Here is a 23,482-nt window from a genome sequence, read left to right as displayed (position 1 = left end):
GATATTCCGTTGACGGCGCTCGACAGGAACCGCGTTTTTGCCGAAGCAATGGCGGCAAATCGATGGCATAAATGAGCGTCCGGGGCGAGTCGGAAAAATGCAGATTGTTCTGAGGCTGGTGAAATGGCTGCTCGGGCTGGCCGTGCTGGCGGTCGCAGCACTCGCCGCCTGGCTTTACATCGCGCCGCCGGAACTGATCCGCGTCGGCTCGGGTTATACGGCCAAGATCGTCTGCTCGAATGTCTTTATCGCCGGACGCGATGCCGACCAGGTGCTCGCCGTCGACGTGCAGGCGCCGGGCCATCCGCTGCTGGGGCTGATGAGGGTCTCCGTCGACAAGGAGCAGGGCACCGTCTCGGCCGGGCTGTTCGGCGTGTTCGGCAAAAGCGTCGCGGTCGTTCGTGACGGGCTCGGCTGTGCTTCGGTTCCGGATGGCGACATCGCCACGGCCAAAGCAGTCGCCGGGCCGGCGCTGACACCGGCGCCGCCGCTCGATGCACTCTGGCCGGAGGGCGACAGGGTCGATGCCTCGCAGAACCCCGAAATCGCGAAAATCCTCGACGACCCTGCAATGACCGGCGCCGGTATGCGGGCTGTGGTAGTAGTCAAGAACGGCCGCATCATCGCCGAGCGTTATGGCGACGGCTTTGCCGAAAAGACGCCGCTGCTTGGCTGGTCGATGACCAAGACGGTAAATGCCGCGATCGTCGGCACGGTGATGAAGGACGGTAAGATGGTGATGACGAACCAGGGCCTGTTCGGACCCTGGAAAGCGGACGGCCGCGCCGCCATCAGTCTCGCCGACATGATGGCGATGTCGAGCGGGCTGGAGTTCAACGAGGATTATGGCGACGTCACCGACGTGACGCGGATGCTCTACCTCGAGCCTGATATGGCGGGCTTTGCCGGATCCAAGTCGCTGACCGGCGAGGTAGGCAAAATGTTTTCCTGTTCGAGCGGCACGGCAGTGATGCTGTCGCGGCTCTGGCAGGATGCGATCGGCGACAAGAACAAGGCGCTGGCGTGGCCGAGGGTTGCGCTGTTCGACCCGCTGGGCATGCAGAGCGCGGTGCTGGAGGCCGACGAGTACGGCACTTTCGTCGGCTCGTCCTATCTCTACGCCACCGCGCGCGACTGGGCGCGCTTCGGCCAGTTCCTGCTGCAGGATGGTGTATGGAACGGCCAGCAGATCCTGCCCGGCGGCTTCGTCGCCTGGATGCGGGAAGCCGCACCGGCCTCGAAAGTCTACGGCAGGGGCCAGTTGTGGATCGAGGGGCCGGGCGACGAGCAGAGCCCAGGCGCCGGCATCGCTGCGGGCCTGCCAAGGGATACCTACTGGATGGAAGGCCATGACGGACAGACGGTCGCCATCATTCCCTCGGAGCAGATGGTGGTGGTACGGCTCGGCCTGACGCCGGCCACGTTCGGCTATCGGCCACAGATCATGGTGGCAGCGCTGGTGAAGGCGCTGCATTAGCTGCTATTTGCGCGGTCCGATCACTGCGAGCCAAGCATAGCCGCGGTACAGTGTTCTGAATCGAAAGCTTGCACCTATCCGCTCGGATTCCGATGCCATAACCGCGCGCAGGGCCTCACGAGGCTCGACATGGAATTTTCTCAGCCAGCCGCGCAGCAATGTGCCAAACCAGCGGGGCAGGGCCTCCTGTTGGCCGAAATCGACGACGTGAAGCGAGCCGCCAGGTGACAGGGCTGCAAGAGCCGCGCAAACCGTCTTCTCCCAACTTGGGATCATCGACAGCGAATACGAGACAAAAATGCGGTCGAAACTTTCGATAGAGAACAGCGCTTTCGCGTCGAAATCGGTGGCGTCGCCGCGTGCCAGCTTGACGCGGCCGGACAGGCCTTCGCGGGCAATGGCAGCAGTGGCCGTTTCCAGCATTTCGGCCGAAATATCGAGACCGAAGAAGCGGGCGTCGGGATAGCGGCGGGCGGCGAGGACGATGTTGCGGCCGGTGCCGCAGCCGAGTTCGAGCACGGTGCCGCCTGCGGGCACATCAAGCCCTGCGATCAGCCGGTCGCGGCCGAGCAGGTAATATTTGCGGGTCAGGTCGTAGATGTGGCGCTGCCAGCGGTAGACGCCGTCCATCAGCTCGGCGTGCCTAGCCGGCGGTTCGGCGTGCCTGGCCGGCAGTTCGGTCGTGCTCATGTGGCCTGCTTCACATAGAGATGGAAGCCGCCATAGATGGCCGACCGGTCGCGGGCCGAGAATTCGCGCGACGCCTCGTCCGCATAATTCCACTGGTCGAGCAGCGAATTCGAGACCCGGCCGGGCAACAGGCTGGGTTCGGCCGCGGTGCGGAAGATGACGCGGGCATCAGTCGACGCGGTCCGGGTGATCTCGGCCCACAGCGCATTGAGCTGGTCGTCGGTCATCCAGTCCTGTGCGTCGAGCAGGACGAAGCGGTCGACCGAACCGGCATCCTTGCCGGCGAGGAATTCGATCAGATTGGCATGGTGAATGGCGACGCGGTCGACATTGTTGCGGATCGTCTTGTGGTTGCGCTTTTCGAGATAGGCGGGCAGCGCCGCCTCGCCGGGATTGGGATAGCGGCGGGCAAAAGCCTGCCAGGCGAAATAGTTGTTCTGTAGCGGAAAATCGCAGGCGAGCTTTTCCAGCCGGGCCTTCAGGACACTGGCCATGGTGCCGTCGCCCGAGGTGATCAGCGAATCGTACTGGGCCGGCGGAATGCCGAGGCCGAACAGCGAGGCTTTTCGGGAGGTGGCCCATTTCAGCAACGGCTTTTCGAAGACCGGCGCCAGTTCCTCGTCGAAGAAGCGGCGCTGGTCGGCGAGGCTTTTGGCTTGCATGATGCCGGCCGGATCGACACCGAAGAATTTGGCGGTGCGGTGACCCATGGCGATAAACAGCCCGAGCAGCCCGGTCTGGTAGAAATTACGGTCGAAGACGGCGATGCGGCGACGGCCGAGCCAGTTGCGATGTTCCCAGTAATGGCGGCTGACCGGGTCGAGATGCGGCGCGATGAAGCGGTCGTAGGCTTGCGAATTGTGACGGGTCTCGGCAGCGCCGAAGAAACGGAACAAGTCACCCTGGGACGGCAGATGGCGCACCGCTTCGAGCTTCATCCGGTTCAGCGCGATGTGGGCGGCGTTGAGATCGACGGCGTCGATCCTTTCGGGCGACCGGGTGAGATAGGCGAGGATGTTGCAGCCGCCCGAGGCGATAGTGACGACGCGATGGCCCTGGCCAAGCTGCATCGCGTCGATGTCGACATCGGGGTCTTCCCAGATCTGCGGATAGACGAGGCCGGAAAACAGCAACGCGAAGAGCCGTTCGGAGAGGCCGGCCTTCGACAGCGGGCGGTTCTGGTAGACGGCTTTGCCAACTTCCTTGCCGCGGCGAAAAACCAGTTCTCCGGAAAGATCCGTCATGACAAGGCGATTCCCGTTTGCTCTGGCGCAAGCGGGTAGCGCAGGTGGATGACAGGCGGGTGACAGCTTGTTGAGATGAGCTCAGGCCTCGCCAAATCCGCCTGGCGTCGGTGTCGTCACAATGACGGCTTCACCGGCCTCCAGCACCGTCTGGTCGCACGCCTTCAGGATTTCGACGCGGCCATTCTTGCGGCGGACCGTGGTCGAGCCGGCCTCGCCATCGCCGCCGCCATTCAGGCCTTGCGGCGGGCGATCGCGGTGCGAGGACAGGATGGCGCATTCCATCTTTTCGAGGAAACGGATGGTGCGCTTGGTGCCGTCGCCGGCACTCCATTTGCCTTTGCCGCCCGAGCCTTCGCGGATGTGGAAATCCTCAAGCAGGACTGGAAAGCGCAATTCCAGCACTTCCGGATCGGTCAGGCGCGAATTGGTCATGTGGGTGTGGACGCCGGAGGTGCCGGCAAAGCCGCGGCCGGAGTTCATCCTGCCTGCCGGCGAGCCGGAGCAGATCGTCTCGTAATACTGGTACTGCTTGTTGCCGAAGGTGAGGTTGTTCATCGTGCCTTGCGCGTTGGCCATCGCGCCCATGGCGCCGAACAGCGCATTCGTGACATGCTGGGAGGTCTCGACATTGCCGGCGACGACCGCCGCCGGATAGGCGGGTTTCAGCATCGAGCCATCGGGGATGATGATGTTGATGGGTCTCAGACACCCGGCATTCATCGGGATCATGTCCTCGACCATGACGCGGAAGACATAGAGCACGGCTGCGCGGGCGACCGGCTCGGGGGCGTTAAAATTGTTCTTCATGACCGGCGAGGTACCGGTGAAGTCGACAGTCGCCTCACGCTTTTTCCGGTCGACCGAGATCTTCACCTTGATGACTTGGCCGGTGTCGGTCGGATACTCGTATACGGAACTGTCGGGCAGTCGCTCCAGTACACGGCGCACGCTTTCGGCCGCATTGTCCTGGACGTGACCCATGTAGGCCTCAACGACGTCGAGGCCGAAATGCGTGACCATCTTGCGCAGTTCGGCGACGCCCTTTTCGTTAGCAGCAATCTGCGCCTTGAGGTCTGCGATGTTCTGATGCGGATTGCGTGCCGGATTGGGGTGGTCGGTGAGCAGCGTCTCCAGTTCCTTCTCGCGGAACCGGCCGCGATCGACGATGCGGAAATTGTCGAACAGCACGCCTTCCTCGTCGACCGTGGTGGCGAGCGGCGTCATCGAGCCAGGCGCGGTGCCACCGATGTCGGCATGATGACCGCGTGAAGCGACGTAGAAGAGGATTTTTGGCGATTGGCCGATCTCCCCCCTTGTGGGGGAGATGCCCGGCAGGGCAGAGGGGGGCAACGTCGAGCGCTCAGCTTCGCGATACGCCGCCTCGCCAATTGGAGGCGTTGGCGGGGCAGCGCCCCCCTCTGTCGGCTTCGCCGACATCTCCCCCACAAGGGGGGAGATTGGTCGCTCTTCCTCAAACACCGGCGTCACCACGGTGATATCAGGCAGATGCGTGCCGCCATTATAAGGCGCATTCAATGCAAAGACGTCGCCGGGGTGAATGTCGCCCGAGTTGAGCCGGATGATGGTTTCCACCGAACGGTCCATGGAGCCGAGATGCACCGGCATGTGCGGCGCGTTGGCGACCAGCGCGCCATTGCGGTCGAAGATGGCGCAGGAGAAATCCAGCCTTTCCTTGATGTTGACGGAGTAGGCGGTGTTCTGCAGCGTCACGCCCATCTGCTCGGCGATCGACATGAACAGGTTGTTGAAGACCTCCAGCATGACCGGATCGGCTTCGGTGCCGAGCGCTGCCTGCCGCCGCTTTTTCTCGACGCGGCGCAAAAGCACATGGTTCTTGGCGGTGATTTCGGCTTGCCAGCCCGGTTCGACGACGATGGTCTGGTTCGGTTCGATGACCAGGGCAGGACCGGCAACGCTGTGCCCCGGCTTGAGCGCCTCGCGGCGAAAGATGCCGGCGTGACGCCAGATGCCGTCGGCGAAGATTTGCCGTTTCTCCGAAGGGCTTGGGGTTATGTCCTCAAGAACTGAATCGCTTTCCTCGCAGCTGGCGTCGCCGGTGTCGGTGCCTTCGACGCCGACCGATTCGACGATCATCGGCTTTTTGTCATAGACGAAGCCGAACTGCGCCTTGTGCGCCGTTTCGAAATCGCTCTTGGCTCGTGAAATCGAGCGGTGCTCGAAATTTACCGGCAGTGCGGTGTCGGTGCCGTCATAGCGGACCTGCAGCACCGGTTTCGAGGCGACGGTGCCCTCGGTGATGCCTTGTGCGGCGAGCTCGTCGATGACGGCTTTGCGCAATGTCGCGATAAGCTTGTCGATCGCCGGCTTGGAGTCTTCCGCCAGTGGTTTCAGCAGCGCCTGCTGGCGCGACGAAAAACTCGAGGACAACCCAATGCCATAAGCCGACAGCAGGCCCGAGAACGGATGGATCAGCACCGCTTCCATGCCGAGTGCGTCGGCAACGAGGCAGGCGTGCTGGCCGCCGGCGCCACCAAAACAGTTCAAGATATATTCGGTGACGTCGTAGCCGCGCTGCACGGAAATCTTCTTGATCGCGTTGGCCATATTTTCGACGGCGATGGTGACGAACCCTTCGGCCACCGCCTCCGGCGTGTGGCCGTCGCCGATTTCGGCGGCGAGTGCTGCGAATTTTTCACGCACGGTTTGCACGTCGAGCGGCTCGTTCTGGCCGGGTCCAAAAATGACCGGGAAGAAGTCGGGCTGCAGCTTGCCCAGCATGACATTGGCGTCGGTGACGGCCAGCGGGCCGCCGCGCCGGTACGCGGCCGGGCCGGGATTGGCGCCGGCCGAATCTGGCCCGGCGCGGAAGCGGCCGGCCTCGTAATGCAGGATCGAGCCGCCGCCGGCGGCGACGGTATGGATGCGCATCATTGGCGCGCGGATGCGCACGCCGGCAACCTCGGTGTCGAAGGCGCGCTCATAGTCGCCGTCATAATGGGCGACGTCGGTGGATGTGCCGCCCATGTCGAAGCCGATGACCTTGTCGAAACCAGCGAGTTTCGCCGTCTCGACCATGCCGACGACGCCGCCGGCCGGACCGGACAGCAACGCGTCCTTGCCCTGGAACATATCGGCGGCGGTGAGACCGCCCGACGACATCATGAACATGAGGCGGGGGGATTCCCTCTCCCTCGAGGGGAGGGTGGCGGCGAAGCCGCCGGGTGGGGTCGTTGCGGCAGTGCTCGACATTCCTTGAGGCCTCGCGCTGCCTTGGGCGACCCCCTCTGGCCGCTTCGCGGCCATCTCCCCCTCGAGGGGGGAGAAAACGCCCAGCTCTTCCGCCACCCTCTGCACATAGCGCGACAGGATCGGCGACAGATAGGCATCGACCACGGTGGTGTCGCCGCGGCCGACCAGCTTGATGAGTGGCGAGACCTCGTGGCTGACCGAGACTTGGCGAAACCGCAGTTTTCTGCAGACTTTTGCAACCGCCTTTTCGTGGTCGGGATATTTCCAGGCATGCATGAAGACGATCGCCACGGCGTCGATGCCGTCGGCCTTGGCCTGTTCGATGGCTGGGCGCACGGCGGCGATGTCGAGCAGCCGATCGACGCAGCCGTCGGCGCGCACGCGCTCGTCGACCTCGATGACGCGCTCGTAGAGTTGTTCGGGAAGAATGATCTCCTTGGCGAAGATGTCGGGCCGCGCCTGATAGGCGATCCTCAGCGCGTCGCGAAATCCCCTGGTGATGAGCAGCAGCACGCGGTCGCCCTTGCGCTCCAGAAGCGCGTTGGTGGCAACGGTAGTGCCCATTTTGATGTCGCCGATCAGGCCGGACGGGATCGGCGCGCCGGATTTTAATTCGAGCAGATCGCGAATGCCCTGGATGGCGGCGTCGGTATAGGCTTCAGGATTTTCGGAAAGCAGCTTGCGCGGGTGCAGCCCGCCTTCCGGATCACGGCCGATGACATCGGTGAAGGTGCCGCCGCGGTCGATCCAGAAATCCCATTTGGCGGTCACGGCAGCTCTCCCAGGCATTTTATTGATTCAATATGGTAATTCGCCATGGCTTGGTGTTAGTTCGCCAGGGCTTCGCCGGCAACGGCAAAAGCAGATGATGTTACATGCGGAAACGCAACGTTATGAAACTCATAAGCGCCTGATGCATTCTGTCCTCGCTCGTCACCCGGTAGCGGGGGGCGTGATTAGAGGAGAGATGTCATGAAGAAACTCATTCTTGCGTCGGTTTCGGCGCTTGCCCTGCTTGGCGTTGCGGCTTGCAGCGACAGCGGCACGGGCGGGGACGCCACAACCACGCAGAGCACCAATCCGCCGGCGAACGAACAGCCGATGCAGCCGGCTCCTGACGCGACGAAGCCGGCCGAGCCGGCTCCGGCTGCGCCGGCGCAGTAGTTCTCAGGTGATGAACAGAAGGCCGGCATGATGCCGGCCTTCTGACTTCAGGACACGCTCCTTGCGGCCGCGCCGCAAGCGCAGTTTCGCCCGAAGGGGCCGAATGGCAAGGCGACGAAGGCTGGCAGTTTCGCTCGCTGTGGCCGCCGCTGCCGCCCGCTGATTTTCCATGAACGACGGTTGCGCCAGCTGGTCAGGCGGCCGCGAAATGGGCTGCGGCATTGTCTTCGCTTGATAGCGGTGGCCAGTTCGCCCTAATAGGTGCCCATGTCGATTTGGGATCGCCTTGGCGACTTCATCACGCGCGTTTCGTCCTCAACCTCGTCCGGCGTCGCCGACGTGGTCGAGGCTGTGCGCACGGTTTTCTCCGGCGACCCGGATCTGCGCCGGCGCGTCGCCTTCTCGGTAGCGATGATCGCGCTGTCTGCCAAGATGGCCAAGGCCGACGGCATCGTCACGCAGGACGAGGTGCGCGCCTTCCAGCAGATATTCGAGGTGCCGAAAGACCAAACGCGCAATGTGGCGCGGCTCTACGATCTGGCCAAGCGCGACATTGCCGGGTTCGAGACCTATGCCGCGCGCATGGCGCAGCTTTGCGGCTCCGGTCATTCGAACTGCAAGATGCTGGAGGACATTCTCGACGGGCTGTTCCACATCGCCAAGGCCGACGGGCTGGTCCATGAGCGCGAAGGGCAGTTCCTGCATCGTATCGCCGAGATCTTCCGGATCGAGGAGGCGCATTACCAGAGCATTCTGGCCCGGCACGTCGACCTGGGTGCGGCCGATCCCTATGTCGTGCTTGGCATCGAGCGGGGAAAAACGTTCGAGGAGGTCAGGAGGCGTTATCGCAAGCTGGTTTCGGACAACCATCCCGACCGGCTGATCGCGCGCGGGCTGCCGCAGGAATTCATCAAGATCGCAACGAGCAGGATAGCGGCGATCAACGCGGCCTATGAGATGATCGAACGAGGCCTGCGGCACGCATGAGCGGCTTTCCGCCCGACGAGCCGAGCGCCGAGGTAAGGGGATCGCCGAATTTCGGTCCACGACGCGAGAAGCCCGACATGATCGTGCTGCACTACACCGGGATGGAGACTGGCGCCGGCGCCGAAGCATGGCTGTGCGATCCGGCCAGCGAGGTTTCGTCGCATTATCTCGTCCATGAGGACGGCCGCATCGTCCAGATGGTCAGGGAAAGCGACCGTGCCTGGCATGCCGGCAAGAGTTCCTGGTTCGGACGCAGCGACATCAACTCCTGTTCGCTCGGCATCGAGATCGTCAATCCGGGGCATTCGCTGGGCTATCGGAATTTTCCGAAACCGCAGATCGATGCCGTCATCGGCCTGTGCAAGGGAATTGTTCAGCGCCATTCGATTCCAGCCCAACGGGTGCTCGCCCATTCCGACGTGGCGCCGGGACGCAAGATCGACCCCGGCGAGAAATTCCCTTGGAAAGCGCTGTTCGAGGCCGGTGTCGGCCATCTCGTCGAAGCGGCACCCCTCAGGCGCGGCGCGGTGCTGAAGGCCGGCGATGCGAATGCCGAGGTCGAGGCGTTGCAATCGATGCTGGCGCTCTACGGTTATGGCGTAGAGATATCAGGCAATTTTGACCGGCATACCGAAATCGTGGTCGAGGCTTTTCAACGGCACTTCCGCCAACGCAAAGTGGATGGCGTGGCCGACGGATCGACAATCCGCACGCTGGAAAGGCTGTTTGCTTCCGTGAAGGCAGTTCCGCCCAAGTAGTCTTTTCCTAGCTGTTCAGTTACAGCCTGTCACTCAAAGTGACTTGCCTCGCCTTTTTTGCCGCCAATTCGGCCGTCAAAGGCGATCCGTGCAAATTGTCGGACCTAGAGCCCCCAGATGTTCCGATGTTGATTTAGCGTAGCTGCGTGAAGTTCTTCGCGCGGTTCAAACAGAACAGGATCCCATGCAGAAATTGACCGTTTTAACGGCAGCTGTTGCTGCCGGCGTAATGACTTTTGCCATCGGTGCCGCCAATGGCGCGCCGCTGAGCCAGCGGGCCGACCAGGGTTTCATTACCGTGTCCGATAAAACCGCCACGCCGAAAGCCGGCCAAGATGCAAAGGAAAAAAGGACAGCCTCCGCAAAGGCGGTAAAAGCTGCTGCGGTAAAGGTGAAAAAGCCAGCATCCGCAAAGGCGGAAAAAGCTGGGGTAAAGGTAAACAAGCCAGCCTCCGCAAAAAATGCAGTCTCCAAACGGCACGTGAAGCGCAACAGGACCCGCATCGACCAGGCGACGACGGCGTCGATCGGCGGGAAAAGCCGGGCGGCGGCGCCGAACGCGGCGGCCGCTGGCGGCAGTGGCCAGTATTCGGCGATCATCGAGCGTCATGCCGCCAGCAATGGTGTGCCGGTCTCGCTCGCCAAGGCCGTCATCATGATCGAAAGCAGCTTCCGGCCGAACCAGGTCGGCAGCGCCGGTGAGATCGGCCTGATGCAGATCAAGCCGTCGACGGCGCGGATGATGGGTTACAGCGGCTCGATCAAGGGCCTCTACGATCCCGAGACCAACATCAAATACGGCATGAAATACCTCGCCATGGCGCACAACCTCGGCGGCGGCACGACCTGCGGCACGATTCTCAAATACAATGCCGGCCATGGCGCCAAGCGGATGAACCCGATTTCCGCGGCCTATTGCGGCAAGGTCAAGGTGCAGTTGGCCGCGCTTGGAGCGCCGGCGTAATAAGCCCGAACCTGCTTTTTTCTTGCGTTTTCGGCCTTGAACCCCTTTATACGCCTTGCCAGCTGGCCGGGCGGCCGCACCCGCGAAGCCGAAAGGCTGCGGGTGAGGAAAGTCCGGGCTCCATGGAGACACGGTGCCGGTTAATGGCCGGCGGGGGCGACCCTAGGGAAAGTGCCACAGAAAGCAAACCGCCACGGTTTTACCGTGGTAAGGGTGAAAGGGTGGGGTAAGAGCCCACCGCGCGACTGGCAACAGGAGCGGCACGGTAAACCCCACCGGGAGCAAGACCGAATAGGGACGGTGCGAGGGGAAACCCTCGAGGGCTGTTTCCGGCTCACCGTCCGGGTAGGTTGCGTGAGGTGCATGGCAACATGCGCCCAAGATGAATGGCCGCCACGTTCTCGCGCCGCAAGGGGCGAGGGCCATACAGAACCCGGCTTACAGGCCAGCTGGCAATTTCTTCCAGATACTACAAGGACATCCCCTGATATCAGCAGGTTGCGTCATCGGGCGCCTGCTGGTTCAGGCGCTTTACTACTGAACCGGCTTTGCTGGGCAGTGGGCGTAACAAGCGTTTCTTGAAGTCGGTGCGATTAATCGTACCATATAGGCGCGGGCAATATCAGGAGCGCATCATGGGTCAGGTCGACAAACGCAGCATCACGCTTTCGCCGGAACTGGCGGCGGCGGTCGACGTTGTGGTCGCCGCCGGCGAATATGCTCGGCGAGCGAGGTGATCCGCGACGCGCTCAGGCAATGCAAGGACCCCCGCGACCTGCACGGCTATACGGTCGAGGAGTTGCGCAAGCTGGTGCAGGAGGGAATTGACAGCGGACCGGGTCGGTTTGCGTCGATCGACGAAATCAAGGCCGAAGCGCGCAGACGATTGAAATCCGATAACGCGGCATGAATTTGCTGCCCATCAGCCGAACTGCAATGCAGAAGAGGATTTGATCGCGACCTGGCTCCATGTCGCGCGAGACGACGAGGCTGTAGCGGACCGGCTGCTCGACCGGAAGCCCGCTGGCAGCAACTACTGGCGACTTATCCCTTCTCAGGCGCACCGCGCGAAGACATTCGCCCGGCATCCGCCATCTGGCCGTCGGCGAGTATCTCACCTTGTATCGTGTCAGCGAGGATGCAGTCGAGATCCTGCGCGTGCTGCATGGCCGGCGCAAAATCGAAGCCGACGATCTGGCTTCGTGATCGGTTCGTTCAGCCGCTGGTACCGTCCAGCGACGCTTCGATCGCCTGCCAAAGCTCTTCCACCGGTTCGCAGCCGACCGACAGGCGAACGAAGCCGGGCGGAACAGCGTCTCCTCTTTTTGCTCGCCGTTCCGCCGACGTATGCACGCCTCCGAACGACGTCGCCGCCTGCATCAATAAGCAGTTGTTGATGAAATCCTCGGCCTTGTCCTTCGATGCCAGCACAAACGAGATGAGAAAGCCGAAGCGCTCCATCTGGGCGCGGGCGAGATTGTGCGAAGGGTCGCCTACCAGACCCGGAAAGCGCAAGCCGCTGATCGCACGATGGCTCTCCAGACGCCGCGCTATCACCTCGGCGGAAGAACACATGCGGTCGAAACGCACGTCGAGCGTTTCCAAGCCGCGATGCACAAGCCACGCCTCGAACGGCCCGGGAATGGCGCCCGATGTCTCGCGCCAGCCGGACACGGCGGCGATGATGTCGGCATTGCGGCTGGCGACATGGCCGAACAGCACGTCGGAATGGCCATTGGGTGCCTTGGTGTCGGCGGCAATGACGATGTCGGCGCCGAGATCGAGCGGGCGTTGGCCGAAGGGCGTCATTGTCGTGTTGTCGACCACCAGAATCGCCCCCGCTTTGTGCGCCGCTTCGGCGACAGCCGTAATGTCGCAGATATCCAGTCCCGGATTGGCGGGAGTTTCGACGAAGGCCAGTCGATATCCATCGAAGCCGCCGTCGAGGAAAGTCGATGTCGGCCGGACATCGTAGGCGACGCCGAAAGGTTTTAGGAAACCCTCCGCCAGGGCCCGCGTGGTGTGATAGCCGTCTGACGGCAGCAGGATACGGTCGCCGGATTTGAGCAATCCAAAAAACACCGCCGAGATTGCAGCCATTCCAGAGGGGAAGGCGACGCATGGCGCCCCTACCAGATGCGCCAGCATGTGTTCGACCGCGTCCCAGGTCGGATTGCTGAAGCGGCCATATTGATCGAACCCGGTGGCGTCGCCGGGTGCATGATAAATGGCGGCCATAGTTAGCGGCAGGGGAATTGGGTCGCCCATGGTGAGCCTGCCGCGACGCAGATGGGGAAGTGCCGCCGCGCGCGATCTGGCTGTTTCGGACATGGATTTCAACCTTGTTTCTGACCTGTTTCTGACCGGGAAAACACGGGCTGACGCTATGCGCGGTGGCGATCCGCGGCAAGCCGCCTCCGGTAGGCCAGGCGCTCTAAACGCTTCGTTAGGCTTAATGGAGCATAAAGACGGGAGTGCCGTCAGAGCTGCTCTCATCGGTTGTGGCGCGCGCGTTTGTGAAGCCTGTCCCGTTGACGCCCATAGCGCCCCATGATATCCCATTTCGATATTCAAGCCTTCGTTCCGCGTCAGGGTGAAGCGTACGCCAATCGGGCAGCCGCGGCGGCTGCGCGTTCGCCTGTTTTCGCCTTTCAGAACGAAGTGAGTTTTGGGCAGGGACCGCGCCGCGGCGGCGCGGGCGGGAAGATGCAGAGGGGTGCGGCGGCGCAAGCGGCCGTAACGCGTAATGGACCGGTTTCTGTCAAGCGCGGTGAACAGGATCGATGCGAAGGGGCGGGTGTCCGTTCCAGCGCATTTCCGTGCGGTTGTGCAGAAACGCGGCTATTCGGAACTCTATGCGCTGCGCTGCCTGGACCGTCCGGCGATGGATGTCGGCGGGCTCGACCTGCTCGACCGCTACGAGCAGCGCATCGCGCAGGAAGATCCTTTCCTGCAGGCGGCGGACGACATGTCGTTCTTCTGCCATGGCGATGGAACCTTTCTCAAGTTCGATCAGGACGGCCGCATCTCGATGACCGATTTCATCCGCGAGCACACCGGCATTTCCGCGGAAGCAGCGTTTGTCGGCCGCGGCAATTTCTTTCAGATCTGGGAACCTGGACGGCTCGCCGCCTATGGGGCGGAAGCACGCGCCCGGCTTTTGCAGCTTCGGCAGGGGACGAAGCCTGGGGAGCGGCCGGAATGATGGCGGGCTACGGCGATGACCCTCACGCCGCTGGCGGACCGGCCCGTCACATTCCGGTCCTCCTTGCCGAAGTGCTGGAGGCGCTTTCGCCTAAAGCGGGCGAGGTGATCGTCGACGGCACCTTCGGCGCCGGCGGCTACACCAAAGCCATTCTGGCATGCGGCGCCTCGGTCGTCGCTATCGACCGCGATCCGGATGCGATTGCTACCGGTCGTGCCCTCGAAAAACAATCGGGCGGCAGGCTCCGGCTTGTTCAGGCGCCATTCTCGACGTTGGACGAGCATGTCGAAAGCGCCGAAGGCGTCGTGCTCGACATCGGCATCTCATCCATGCAGATCGACCAGGCGGAGCGCGGTTTTTCGTTCCGGACCGACGGACCGCTCGATATGCGCATGGGCCAGGCTGGTCTCAGCGCCGCCGATGTCGTCAACAGCTTCAAAGTGGGCGACCTTGCCCGCATCTTCGGGTTCCTTGGCGAAGAGCGCCATGCCGGGCGCATCGCCCGCATGATCGAAAGCCGTCGCGAAAAACATGCGTTCGAGCGCACGCTCGACCTTGCCGATGCCATCGAGACGCATGTCGGCCGCGCGCCGAAGGACAAGATCCATCCGGCGACCCGCGTTTTCCAGGCGCTGCGCATTTTCGTCAACGACGAACTCGGCGAACTGGCCAAAGCGCTGTTTGCGGCTGAACGCGTGCTGAAACCGGGCGGGCGGCTGGCCGTCGTGACGTTCCACTCCCTGGAAGACCGCATCGTCAAACGCTTCATCGCCGATCGCGCCGATGCGGCATCCGGATCGCGGCACCTGCCCGAGGCGCAGGCGCGCAGCGCCACCTTCAAAAAGGTGGGCAGCGGCGTGACGCCTGATGAGGCCGAGATATCAGCCAATCCGCGGGCGCGCTCGGCAAGGCTGCGCGCCGCGGTCCGCACCGACGCACCGCCGCGCACCGGCGACTTTTCGATTTTCGGGCTTCCAAAGCTTCCTGAGCCAAAACTTCCCGGCGTCAATTGGCCGGGAGAGAGGTGAGCACGTGTTTCGTACCAGCGACATAGTCCTGATCGCCGTCATGGTTTCGGCTGCGGCCTTGACCTACAAGACCAAGCGCGAGGCCGAAGAACAATTGGCGGCGGTGCACAAGATCCAGGCGCAGATCCGCTACGAGGAGGATACGATCGATCTCCTGAAGGCGGACTGGAGCCTGCTGACCCAGCCGTCGCGCCTGCAAAAGCTGGCCGAGATCTATAGATCGCAACTCGAGCTCGAGCCGGTCAGCGCCCGCCAGATCATCGGGCTGGACGATCTGCCGGCAAAACCCCTCACCATCGAGGACCTTTCGTCCGAGCGACTGGGTGGCATGGCCGACAATTCTGGCAAAGGATCCTTGGGTGGCAAGGACCCTGTGGTCACCGGAGGCATCGTCCAATGATTCCCAGACTTCCATTGATCGCCAGACTGCTGAAGCGCCCCGCCAAGTCGGAAGACGGATCGATTGTGGTCGAAGGCGCCCGCAAAGCGACCGGCGGCAAGGGCAGGACCCGCATCGTGATGACGATGGCGGTGTTCTTCGGCATCTATTCGATCATCACCGGGCGGCTGGTCTATCTGGGTTTCCAGAACCCCGACCTGTCCGGCGGTCCGCAGAGCCGGGTGACGGCGTCTCGGCCCGATATCGTCGACCGCAACGGCGAAGTTCTGGCGACGGACATCAAGACGGCGTCGCTGTTTGCCGAACCGCGCCGCATTGTCGACGCCGACGAGGCGATCGAAAAGCTGGCGACGGTGCTTCCCGAAATCGACTACGAACAGACCTACCATAAGCTGAAGAGCGGCGCCGGCTTCGTCTGGCTGCAGCGGCAACTGACGCCCAAGCAGCAATCGGATATCATGCAGCTCGGCATTCCCGGCTTCGGCTTCCGCACCGAAAAGCGCCGCTTCTATCCGGCCGGCGAAACCTCGTCCTACATTGTCGGGCTCACCAACGTCGACAATCAGGGCATCTCCGGCATGGAGAAATACATCGACGAACAGGGGCTGAGCGACCTTCAGGCGTCGGGACTTGCGGTGGCCAAGGATCTGAAGCCGGTGCAGCTCTCGATCGACCTTCGCGTCCAGCATATCGTGCGTGACGAGGTCGCCGCCGGCATGGAGAAATACCGCGCAATCGCAGCGGGCGCCGTCGTTCTCAACATCAAGACCGGCGAAGTGATGGCGATGGCCTCGGTTCCGGATTTCGATCCCAACAACCCGTACAATGCGCAGGACAAGGACCGCTTGAACCGCATGTCGGCCGGCCTTTACGAAATGGGTTCGACCTTGAAGAGCTTTACCACCGCCATGGCGCTCGATTCCGGCAAGGTGACGCTGGAAAGCCGTTTCGACGCTTCGCGCCCGATCAGGATCGGCCGTCAGACCATCCATGATTTTCACGGCAAGGCCCGAGTGCTGTCGGTGCCCGAAGTGTTCATCTATTCGTCCAACATCGGTTCGGCCAAGGAAGCCGAAGCGGTCGGCATCGAGGGGCACCGCGAATTCCTGCATCGCCTGGGCATCCTCGAGAAGATGCAGACGGAACTGCCTGAAGTCGCCCGCCCGACCGAGCCCAAAGTCTGGAAACAGGTCCATTCGATCACCATCGCCTTCGGTCACGGCGTGTCGACGACGCCGCTGCAGACGGCGGTCGGCTGTGCCGCGCTGGTGAACGGCGGCTATCTGATCCAGCCGACATTCCTGAGGCGCGCGCAGGAACAGGCGATGTCGGTGGCCAAGAAAGTTGTCAGCGACAAAACCTCCGAGAGCATGCGCTATCTCTACGCACTGAACGCCGAGAAAGGCTCAGGCAGGAACGCCAGGGTTCCTGGTTATCGCGTCGGCGGCAAGACCGGAACGGCAGAGAAGGTTGTCAACGGCCGCTACTCAAAGGACAAGAATTTCAACGCCTTCGTCGCGGCTTTCCCGATGGACGATCCGCAATATATCGTGCTTACGATCGCCGACGAACCGAAGCCGGAAAAACCCGGCATGGGTGCAACGGCCGCCTCGAATGCTGGTGTCATGGCTGCAAACATTATCCGACGTTCGGCTTCCATGCTTGGCGTGAAGCCAGATTTCAGCCATGAAAATGGCGCAACGCTGGTTTCCTATCAGTGATTCTTGGGGCGCGCCGGCAACTGCGCGCTATTTTGTTGCTATGAACGGGGTTCGATGAAGCTGAAAGATCTAGCCGGTATCCTGTCTGTCGAGGGGACAGCTTCCTTCGATACGGAGGTTACCGGGATTTCGTCGGATTCCCGCCAGGTAGCACCGGGCGTGGTCTTCTTCGCGCTCACTGGCACCAAGGCCGATGGCGCGGCCTATGCCGCCGATGCCGCCAGTCGCGGCGCAGTGGCGATCGTGGCCGGCAAGGGCAGCGCCGTCGCCGGACTGCCGGTGCCGGTTCTCGCCGTCGACGATCCGCGCCTTGCGCTGGCGCTGAGTGCCGCCCGCTACTTCGGCAGGCAGCCGCAAACCATGGTCGCGGTGACCGGTACCAGCGGCAAGACATCGGTTGCGGCCTTCACAAGGCAGATATGGGAGCAGTCAGGGTTTGCCGCTGCTTCGATAGGCACGACCGGCGTGGTGGCGCCGGGCCGCAACGAATATGGCTCGCTGACCACCCCCGACCCGGTAGATCTGCACAGGCTGCTGAGGGAACTGGCGGATGCCGGCGTTACCCACGCATCGATGGAGGCCTCCAGCCACGGCCTCGACCAGCGCCGGCTCGACGGCGTGAAGCTCGCAGCCGGCGGGTTCACCAATCTCGGCCGGGACCACATGGACTATCATCCGACAGTCGAGGACTATCATCGCGCCAAGCTGCGCCTGTTCGACGCGCTGCTGCCGAAGGGCGCGCCGGCCGTCATTTTTGCCGACGATCCGTGGTCGGAGCCGACGATCCGGGCGGCGAGGGCGGCAGGACTGGATGTGCTGACGGTCGGCCGCCACGGCGAGTTCCTGAGACTGAAGCGAGTCGAGCACGAGCGCCACCGCCAGCGCGCCGAAGTGGAAGTCGATGGCGTTCTCCACGAGGTTGACCTGCCGCTGGCCGGGGATTTCCAGATCGCCAATGCACTGGTTTCGGCGGGCCTCGCCATTTCTACTGGAACGCCAGCCGCCAAAGCCCTGATGGCGTTGGAGAAATTGAAGGGCGCGCCGGGTCGGCTCGACCTCGTTGGGACAACATCCCATGGTGCGCCGGTCTATGTCGATTATGCGCACAAGCCGGACGCGCTGGAAAACGTGCTGGCGTCGGTGCGGCCGTTCACCACCGGCCGCGTCATCGTCGTGTTCGGCTGTGGCGGCGACCGCGACGGGGGCAAGCGTCCGATCATGGGTGAAATCGCTACGCGGCTCGCCGATGTCGTTATAGTCACCGACGACAATCCGCGTTCGGAAGTGCCTGAAACGATCCGTGCCGCGATCCTTGCCGCAGCACCCGGCGCTATAGAGATCGGCGATCGGCGCAAGGCGATCCACGAGGCAGTCGCCATGCTCCATGCCGGCGACACGCTGATCGTGGCCGGCAAGGGCCATGAGGAAGGCCAGACCATCGGCGCCGAGACGCTGCATTTTTCCGACCATGAGGAAGTCCGCGCCGCGCTGCAGGAGCGCGCCGCATGAGCTTTCTGTGGACCTCCGAGGATCTCGTCGCCGGCATGGGCGGACGACCCCTTGGCCCGATGCCGGAGGGTATCAGCGGCATCTCGATCGACAGCCGCAGCCTTGAGCCGGGCGATGCTTTCTTCGCCATCAAAGGCGAGGCGATGGACGGCCATGATTTCGCGACCGCCGCCATCAAGGCCGGCGCCGGCGTGCTGGTCGTCGCCGAGGGCAAGCTGCCGTCGCTCGGGCGGCTGACCGCGCCGATGATCGTCGTGCAGGACGTGCTGGCCGCGCTGGAAAAGCTCGGGCTGGCCGCCCGCGCGCGCTCGAACGCCAAGATCATCGCGGTGACCGGTTCGGCGGGCAAGACCACCACCAAGGAAGCGCTGCGCCATGTGCTCTCCGCGGTCGGCAAGGTGCACGCATCGGCCCAGTCTTTCAACAACCACTGGGGCGTCCCGCTGACGCTGGCGCGGATGCCGGTGGATTGCGACTATGCCGTGTTCGAGATCGGCATGAACCATCCCGACGAGATCCGGCCGCTGGCCAAGATGGTCCGGCCGCATGTCGCCATCGTCACGCTGATCGCCGCGGCACATCTCGGCTTCTTCCGCAATCTGGACGAGATCGCCAGGGCCAAGGCCGAGATTTTCGAGGGGCTGGAACCGGATGGTGCTGTCCTTCTCAACCGCGACGACCCGCGCTGGAAGCTTCTGGACAAGATGGCAAGAGCCGCCGGCGTCGAGCACATTTACGGCTTTGGCGAGAATGCCCGGGCGACATTCAAACTGCTCGAATGCGCGCTGCATGCCGATCATTCTATCATCACCGCCAAGATTGGCGGTCAGGAAATCACCACCAGGGTTGGCGCGCCGGGCCGACATATGGTGCAGAACGTGCTGGCCGTGCTGGGCGCCGCGCATCTGGTCGGCGCCGACATCGCCAGGGTGGCGACGGCGCTGGCCGATCTTTCGGCCGAACGCGGACGCGGCAAGCGCCACGTGCTGCGTCACCCGAAAGGTCCGATCACGCTCATCGACGAGAGCTACAACGCCAATCCGGCGTCGATGAGCGCTGCAATGGCGCTGCTCAACGCGACGCCGGTGTCGGGCGAAGGGAGGCGCATCGCGGTGCTCGGCGACATGCTCGAACTCGGCGAGCATTCCGCGAAGCTGCACGCAGCCCTTGCCGATCTCATCGCCGGCACCGAAACGCGCACGGTCTTTCTCGCCGGCCCGGAAATGCGGGCGCTGGCCGACACCCTTCCTGATGAGATCGAGACGGAGTATCGCGCCGGCGCAGAGGATCTGAAACTGGTGCTTCTGTCGGCGCTGAAGCCTGGCGACGTGGTGATGATCAAATCGTCGAAAGGCATCGGGTTCTCCAAATTGGTCGACGCATTGCTCAGCAAATTTCCGGCGGTAGCCACAACCGCCAAACAGGCCTAGAGCCAGGTCCGGGGACCGAATCGCATGTTCACACTGCTCGTCGAATTCGCGGACAAGATCTCGGTCTTCAACGTCTTTCGCTACATAACCTTCCGTACCGGCGGCGCGCTGATCACCGCGGCGCTGATCGTCTTCATCTTCGGGCCGGCTATCATCAATTCGCTGAGGCTGCGGCAGGGCAAGGGCCAGCCGATCCGCGCCGACGGGCCGCAGACGCATTTCAAGAAGGCCGGCACTCCGACCATGGGCGGGCTGATGATCCTGTGCGGCATCATCGGCTCGTCGCTTTTGTGGGCGAACCTGTCCAGCATCTATGTCTGGGTGGTGCTGCTGGTGACCCTGGGTTTCGGCTCGATCGGGTTCTACGACGATTATCTCAAGGTGACGAAGCAATCGCATCTTGGGTTTTCCGGCAGGGCGCGGCTGGGGCTTGAATTCGTCATCGCCGGCATCGCCGCCTGGGTGATCATGCACAATGGCCAGGCGCCGTTCTCGTCGTCGCTGACTTTCCCCTTCGCCAAGGAATTTCTCATCAATCTCGGCTGGTTCTTCATCCCGTTCTCGTGCTTCGTCATCGTCGGCGCCGGCAATGCGGTGAACCTGACCGATGGCCTCGACGGGCTGGCGATCGTGCCGATCATGATCGCAGCGGCGTCCTTCGGCGTCATCGCCTATCTCTCCGGCAATGCGGTGTTCGCCGAATATCTGCAGATCCATTTCGTGCCTGGTACCGGTGAATTGGCGGTGGTCCTCGGCGCAGTGATCGGCGCCGGCCTCGGCTTCCTGTGGTTCAACGCACCGCCGGCGGCGATCTTCATGGGCGATACCGGCTCGCTGGCCCTGGGCGGCCTGATCGGCACGGTCGCAGTTGCCACCAAGCACGAGATCGTGCTGGTCATCGTCGGCGGCCTGTTCGTCGTCGAGATCCTGTCGGTCATCATCCAGGTCGGCTACTTCAAGATGACCGGCAAGCGGGTGTTCCTGATGGCGCCGATCCACCATCATTTCGAAAAGCTCGGCTGGACCGAAAGTCAGGTGGTGATCCGCTTCTGGATCATCGCCGTCATCCTGGCGCTGGTCGGCCTGTCGACCCTGAAGCTCCGATAGGAGGCCGCTTGATCCCCGCCACATCCTTCGCAGGCAAGCGCGTTTCGCTCTTCGGGCTCGGCGGCTCGGGGATCGCCACGGCGCGCGCGCTGATCGAGGGCGGAGCGGAGGTGCTCGCCTGGGACGACAATCCCGGCAGTGTCGCCAATGCCGCGGCCGTCGGGATCGCGACCGGCGATCTGCGCGGCGCCGACTGGGCGAAGTTCTCGGCCTTCGTGCTGTCGCCCGGCGTGCCGCTGACGCATCCGAAGCCGCACTGGACAGTGGAACTGGCGCGCGCTTCAGGCGTCGAGATCATTGGCGACATCGAGCTGTTCTGCCGGCAGCGGACGTTGCTGGCGCCGGCAGCGCCCTTCATCGCCATTACCGGCACCAACGGCAAATCGACGACGACGGCGCTGACGGCGCATATCCTGAAATCGGCCGGACGCGACACGCAGATGGGCGGCAATATCGGCCGCCCGGTGATGACGCTCGATCCACCGGAGCCTGGGCGGCATTATGTCGTGGAATGCTCGTCCTACCAGATTGACCTGGCGCCCTCGATCAATCCGACCGCCGGCGTCCTGCTCAATCTGACGCCGGATCATCTCGACCGTCATGGCACGATGCAGCACTACGCCGCGATCAAGGAACGGCTGGCGGCCGGCAGCGAAACGGCAATTGTCGGTGTCGACGATTCCTGGTGCGCCCAGCTCGCCGACCGGCTGGAGCGGACGGGCCGGCACGTCATCCGCATTTCCAAACGCGTGCCGCTGACCGATGGCTATTTTGCCGACGGCACCAATCTGATGGAAGCGGTGCATGGCCGATACAGCCGCGTTGCCTTTCTTGAAGGCATCGGCTCGCTGCGCGGCCAGCACAATGCGCAGAATGCGTTGGCCGCTATCGCCGCCAGCCTCAAAGTCGGGCTCGAGCTGGGCGAGATCCAATCGGGGCTGGAGAGCTTTCCCGGGCTGGCGCACCGTATGGAGCAGGTCGGCCGCAAGGGCCATGTGCTGTTCATCAACGATTCCAAGGCCACCAATGCCGATGCGGCAGCGCCCGCATTGTCCAGCTTTCCGCGCATTTACTGGATTGCCGGCGGGTTGCCGAAAGAGGGTGGCATCGAGCCGTTGCGCGGCCTCTTTCCGCGCGTCGCCAAGGCCTATCTGATCGGTGAGGCCGCACCAGCCTTCTCGGCGACGCTCGGCGAGGCGGTGCCTTACGAGATCTCCGGCACGCTGGCCGCAGCAGTCGAGCATGCCGCAAGCGACGCGGCCAAGGATGATGACAACGGCGAGGTGGTGGTGCTGCTTTCGCCGGCCTGCGCCAGTTTCGACCAGTTCAAGAATTTCGAAGTGCGCGGCGATGCCTTCAGGCAAGCTGCGAGCACTATTGATGGCGTGAAGCTCATCGGAGGGGCACGATAATGCAAAGCCGTCTCGACAAAAGCCCGGTCGCCACCTGGTGGTGGACGGTCGATCGCTGGTTCCTGGCTGCGTTCCTGTCGCTGATGGGACTCGGCATCGTACTGTCTTTCGCGGCAAGCCCGGCGGTGGCCCAGCGCATCGGCCTGGACAGTTTCCACTTCGCCACACGGCAGATCATCTTCACCATTCCCGCACTTGGCGTGATGCTGGCCGTCTCCTTCCTGGAATCGCGGCAGATCAGACGCATGGCCCTGGCGATGCTGTGCGTCATGCTGGTGCTGATGGTGGCGGTACTCTACATCGGGGTCGAGGTGAAGGGCGCGCGGCGCTGGGTGTCGCTCGCCGGCGTGTCGATCCAGCCGTCGGAATTCCTGAAGCCGGCGTTCGTCGTCATCTGCGCCTGGCTGTTTGCCGAACACAAGCGCCAGCCCGACATTCCAGGCAATCTGTTCGCCATGCTGCTGCTGGCCCTCGTCATTTCGCTGCTGGTGGCGCAGCCTGATTTCGGCCAGACAATGCTGGTGCTCGGCACCTGGGGAGTGATGTTCTTCATGGCCGGACTGCCATGGCTGTGGATCATCGCGCTGGGCGCTGCCGGCATCGGCGGCGTGTTTGCCGCCTATACGGTGTTCCCGCATGTCGCCGGCCGCATCGATCGCTTCATGACCGGCGAGGGCGATACGTTCCAGGTCGACATGGGCCGCGATGCGCTGATCAATGGCGGCTGGTTCGGCGTCGGGCCGGGCGAGGGCACCGTCAAGCGGGTCATACCCGACAGCCATGCCGATTTCGTCTTCTCGGTGGCCGGCGAGGAGTTCGGACTGATCATGTGCTTCTTCATCATGACCATCTTCGCCTTCATCGTGCTGCGCGGCCTCAGCACCGCGCTCAAGGAGCAGGACGATTTCACCCGCTATGCGGTTGGCGGCCTGGTCACCGTTTTCGGTCTGCAGTCTGTCATCAACATGGCCGTCAATCTGCAGCTGATGCCTGCCAAGGGCATGACCTTGCCGTTCATCTCCTATGGTGGCTCCTCGCAGATCGCCATCGCAATCTCGATGGGCATGGTGCTGGCGCTGACCCGCAAGCGGCCGGAAAAGCGCAAGCAGTTGGGCTTCGCACCGTCGCAGCGCGCCATGCCGGCGGAGTGAA

The 23,482-nt window shown here is 63.1% G+C and carries 20 protein-coding genes and 1 other RNA gene; 17 read left to right on the top strand and 4 right to left on the bottom strand.

The window, feature by feature from the left end; genetic code table 11:
* Positions 1-97 precede the first annotated feature (97 nt).
* Entirely contained in the window at positions 98-1,477 is a 1,380-nt protein-coding gene (locus CIT31_RS11345) for a serine hydrolase domain-containing protein (protein WP_095518670.1), read from the top strand.
* 3 nt (positions 1,478-1,480) lie between these two features.
* On the opposite strand, the gene CIT31_RS11340 is transcribed toward CIT31_RS11345, so the two are convergent.
* The 3 genes from CIT31_RS11340 to CIT31_RS11330 all read right to left on the bottom strand — a co-directional run bounded on the left by CIT31_RS11340 (position 1,481) and on the right by CIT31_RS11330 (position 7,416).
* Positions 1,481-2,167 (bottom strand): class I SAM-dependent methyltransferase, encoded by a 687-nt coding sequence (locus tag CIT31_RS11340; RefSeq protein WP_095518669.1) that lies wholly within the window; start codon positions 2,165-2,167, stop codon positions 1,481-1,483.
* A complete protein-coding gene (locus CIT31_RS11335) occupies positions 2,164-3,411 on the bottom strand; it encodes a BtaA family protein (RefSeq protein WP_095518668.1) in 1,248 nt (415 codons plus the stop codon). Before CIT31_RS11335 ends, CIT31_RS11340 begins: the two co-directional genes overlap by 4 nt.
* 81 nt (positions 3,412-3,492) lie before the next feature.
* Entirely contained in the window at positions 3,493-7,416 is a 3,924-nt protein-coding gene (locus tag CIT31_RS11330) for a hydantoinase B/oxoprolinase family protein (protein WP_095518667.1), read from the bottom strand.
* 201 nt (positions 7,417-7,617) lie between these two features.
* Here CIT31_RS11330 and CIT31_RS11325 point away from each other — a divergent pair, with 201 nt between their 5' ends.
* The 7 genes from CIT31_RS11325 (at position 7,618) to CIT31_RS35035 (ending at position 11,724) form a co-directional block, all read left to right on the top strand.
* Positions 7,618-7,809, top strand: coding sequence for a hypothetical protein (locus CIT31_RS11325; protein WP_029351485.1), 192 nt, complete (start codon positions 7,618-7,620; stop codon positions 7,807-7,809).
* Between the two features lie 267 nt (positions 7,810-8,076).
* Positions 8,077-8,796 carry a J domain-containing protein gene (locus CIT31_RS11315; RefSeq protein WP_095518665.1) on the top strand — a complete coding sequence of 240 codons (720 nt, stop codon included), beginning with the start codon at positions 8,077-8,079 and terminating at the stop codon, positions 8,794-8,796.
* Positions 8,793-9,554, top strand: coding sequence for an N-acetylmuramoyl-L-alanine amidase (locus CIT31_RS11310; protein WP_095518664.1), 762 nt, complete (start codon positions 8,793-8,795; stop codon positions 9,552-9,554). The genes CIT31_RS11315 and CIT31_RS11310 overlap by 4 nt, the downstream gene beginning before the upstream one ends.
* Before the next feature lie 184 nt (positions 9,555-9,738).
* Entirely contained in the window at positions 9,739-10,518 is a 780-nt protein-coding gene (locus CIT31_RS11305) for a lytic transglycosylase domain-containing protein (protein ID WP_095518663.1), read from the top strand.
* A gap of 58 nt (positions 10,519-10,576) precedes the next feature.
* Positions 10,577-10,975, top strand: an RNA gene (gene rnpB / locus CIT31_RS11300) — RNase P RNA component class A.
* A gap of 276 nt (positions 10,976-11,251) precedes the next feature.
* Entirely contained in the window at positions 11,252-11,428 is a 177-nt protein-coding gene (locus CIT31_RS36010) for a ribbon-helix-helix domain-containing protein (RefSeq protein WP_425350595.1), read from the top strand.
* A 209-nt stretch (positions 11,429-11,637) separates the two neighbouring features.
* Positions 11,638-11,724, top strand: a complete 87-nt coding sequence (locus CIT31_RS35035) for a hypothetical protein (RefSeq protein WP_245316283.1) — start codon at positions 11,638-11,640, stop codon at positions 11,722-11,724.
* A 9-nt stretch (positions 11,725-11,733) separates the two neighbouring features.
* Here the strand turns inward: CIT31_RS35035 and CIT31_RS11285 are convergent, their stop codons facing one another.
* Positions 11,734-12,849, bottom strand: a complete 1,116-nt coding sequence (locus tag CIT31_RS11285) for a cystathionine gamma-lyase (protein WP_095519326.1) — start codon at positions 12,847-12,849, stop codon at positions 11,734-11,736.
* A 415-nt stretch (positions 12,850-13,264) separates the two neighbouring features.
* On the opposite strand from CIT31_RS11285, the gene mraZ reads away from it, so the two are divergent.
* Genes mraZ through ftsW form a run of 9 tightly spaced genes read left to right on the top strand, consistent with a single transcriptional unit; the run spans position 13,265 to position 23,481 of the window.
* Positions 13,265-13,723, top strand: coding sequence for a division/cell wall cluster transcriptional repressor MraZ (gene mraZ, locus CIT31_RS11280; protein WP_095518662.1), 459 nt, complete (start codon positions 13,265-13,267; stop codon positions 13,721-13,723).
* Positions 13,720-14,751 carry a 16S rRNA (cytosine(1402)-N(4))-methyltransferase RsmH gene (gene rsmH, locus CIT31_RS11275; protein WP_095518661.1) on the top strand — a complete coding sequence of 344 codons (1,032 nt, stop codon included), beginning with the start codon at positions 13,720-13,722 and terminating at the stop codon, positions 14,749-14,751. The genes mraZ and rsmH overlap by 4 nt, the downstream gene beginning before the upstream one ends.
* 4 nt (positions 14,752-14,755) lie before the next feature.
* On the top strand, positions 14,756-15,151 hold the full coding sequence (ftsL, locus tag CIT31_RS11270; protein WP_095518660.1) for a cell division protein FtsL: 396 nt from the start codon (positions 14,756-14,758) through the stop codon (positions 15,149-15,151).
* Positions 15,148-16,872: a peptidoglycan D,D-transpeptidase FtsI family protein gene (locus CIT31_RS11265; protein ID WP_206073354.1), complete on the top strand. Its 1,725-nt coding sequence runs from the start codon at positions 15,148-15,150 to the stop codon at positions 16,870-16,872. The genes ftsL and CIT31_RS11265 overlap by 4 nt, the downstream gene beginning before the upstream one ends.
* 54 nt (positions 16,873-16,926) lie before the next feature.
* On the top strand, positions 16,927-18,381 hold the full coding sequence (locus CIT31_RS11260) for a UDP-N-acetylmuramoyl-L-alanyl-D-glutamate--2,6-diaminopimelate ligase (protein ID WP_095518658.1): 1,455 nt from the start codon (positions 16,927-16,929) through the stop codon (positions 18,379-18,381).
* Positions 18,378-19,811 (top strand): UDP-N-acetylmuramoylalanyl-D-glutamyl-2,6-diaminopimelate--D-alanyl-D-alanine ligase, encoded by a 1,434-nt coding sequence (locus CIT31_RS11255; RefSeq protein ID WP_095518657.1) that lies wholly within the window; start codon positions 18,378-18,380, stop codon positions 19,809-19,811. The genes CIT31_RS11260 and CIT31_RS11255 overlap by 4 nt, the downstream gene beginning before the upstream one ends.
* Before the next feature lie 24 nt (positions 19,812-19,835).
* Positions 19,836-20,918, top strand: coding sequence for a phospho-N-acetylmuramoyl-pentapeptide-transferase (gene mraY, locus CIT31_RS11250; protein ID WP_029351461.1), 1,083 nt, complete (start codon positions 19,836-19,838; stop codon positions 20,916-20,918).
* 8 nt (positions 20,919-20,926) lie between these two features.
* Entirely contained in the window at positions 20,927-22,330 is a 1,404-nt protein-coding gene (gene murD / locus CIT31_RS11245; RefSeq protein WP_095518656.1) for a UDP-N-acetylmuramoyl-L-alanine--D-glutamate ligase, read from the top strand.
* Entirely contained in the window at positions 22,330-23,481 is a 1,152-nt protein-coding gene (gene ftsW / locus CIT31_RS11240; protein ID WP_029351459.1) for a putative lipid II flippase FtsW, read from the top strand. The genes murD and ftsW overlap by 1 nt, the downstream gene beginning before the upstream one ends.
* Position 23,482 lies beyond the last annotated feature (1 nt).

The organism is Mesorhizobium wenxiniae (genome assembly GCF_002284535.1).
Taxonomy (GTDB): domain Bacteria; phylum Pseudomonadota; class Alphaproteobacteria; order Rhizobiales; family Rhizobiaceae; genus Mesorhizobium; species Mesorhizobium wenxiniae.
Note: the sequence above shows the minus strand (reverse complement) of the source record. Positions and strands in the feature narration are given on the sequence as shown.

Coding starts and splice junctions, on each gene's coding strand:
- CIT31_RS11345 (WP_095518670.1), top strand. CDS start 98: ATGCAGATTGTTCTGAGGCTGGTGAAATGGCTGCTCGGGCTGGCCGTG.
- CIT31_RS11340 (WP_095518669.1), bottom strand. CDS start 2,167: ATGAGCACGACCGAACTGCCGGCCAGGCACGCCGAACCGCCGGCTAGG.
- CIT31_RS11335 (WP_095518668.1), bottom strand. CDS start 3,411: ATGACGGATCTTTCCGGAGAACTGGTTTTTCGCCGCGGCAAGGAAGTT.
- CIT31_RS11325 (WP_029351485.1), top strand. CDS start 7,618: ATGAAGAAACTCATTCTTGCGTCGGTTTCGGCGCTTGCCCTGCTTGGC.
- CIT31_RS11315 (WP_095518665.1), top strand. CDS start 8,077: ATGTCGATTTGGGATCGCCTTGGCGACTTCATCACGCGCGTTTCGTCC.
- CIT31_RS11310 (WP_095518664.1), top strand. CDS start 8,793: ATGAGCGGCTTTCCGCCCGACGAGCCGAGCGCCGAGGTAAGGGGATCG.
- CIT31_RS11305 (WP_095518663.1), top strand. CDS start 9,739: ATGCAGAAATTGACCGTTTTAACGGCAGCTGTTGCTGCCGGCGTAATG.
- CIT31_RS11285 (WP_095519326.1), bottom strand. CDS start 12,849: ATGTCCGAAACAGCCAGATCGCGCGCGGCGGCACTTCCCCATCTGCGT.
- mraZ (WP_095518662.1), top strand. CDS start 13,265: ATGGACCGGTTTCTGTCAAGCGCGGTGAACAGGATCGATGCGAAGGGG.
- rsmH (WP_095518661.1), top strand. CDS start 13,720: ATGATGGCGGGCTACGGCGATGACCCTCACGCCGCTGGCGGACCGGCC.
- CIT31_RS11265 (WP_206073354.1), top strand. CDS start 15,148: ATGATTCCCAGACTTCCATTGATCGCCAGACTGCTGAAGCGCCCCGCC.
- CIT31_RS11260 (WP_095518658.1), top strand. CDS start 16,927: ATGAAGCTGAAAGATCTAGCCGGTATCCTGTCTGTCGAGGGGACAGCT.
- CIT31_RS11255 (WP_095518657.1), top strand. CDS start 18,378: ATGAGCTTTCTGTGGACCTCCGAGGATCTCGTCGCCGGCATGGGCGGA.
- mraY (WP_029351461.1), top strand. CDS start 19,836: ATGTTCACACTGCTCGTCGAATTCGCGGACAAGATCTCGGTCTTCAAC.
- ftsW (WP_029351459.1), top strand. CDS start 22,330: ATGCAAAGCCGTCTCGACAAAAGCCCGGTCGCCACCTGGTGGTGGACG.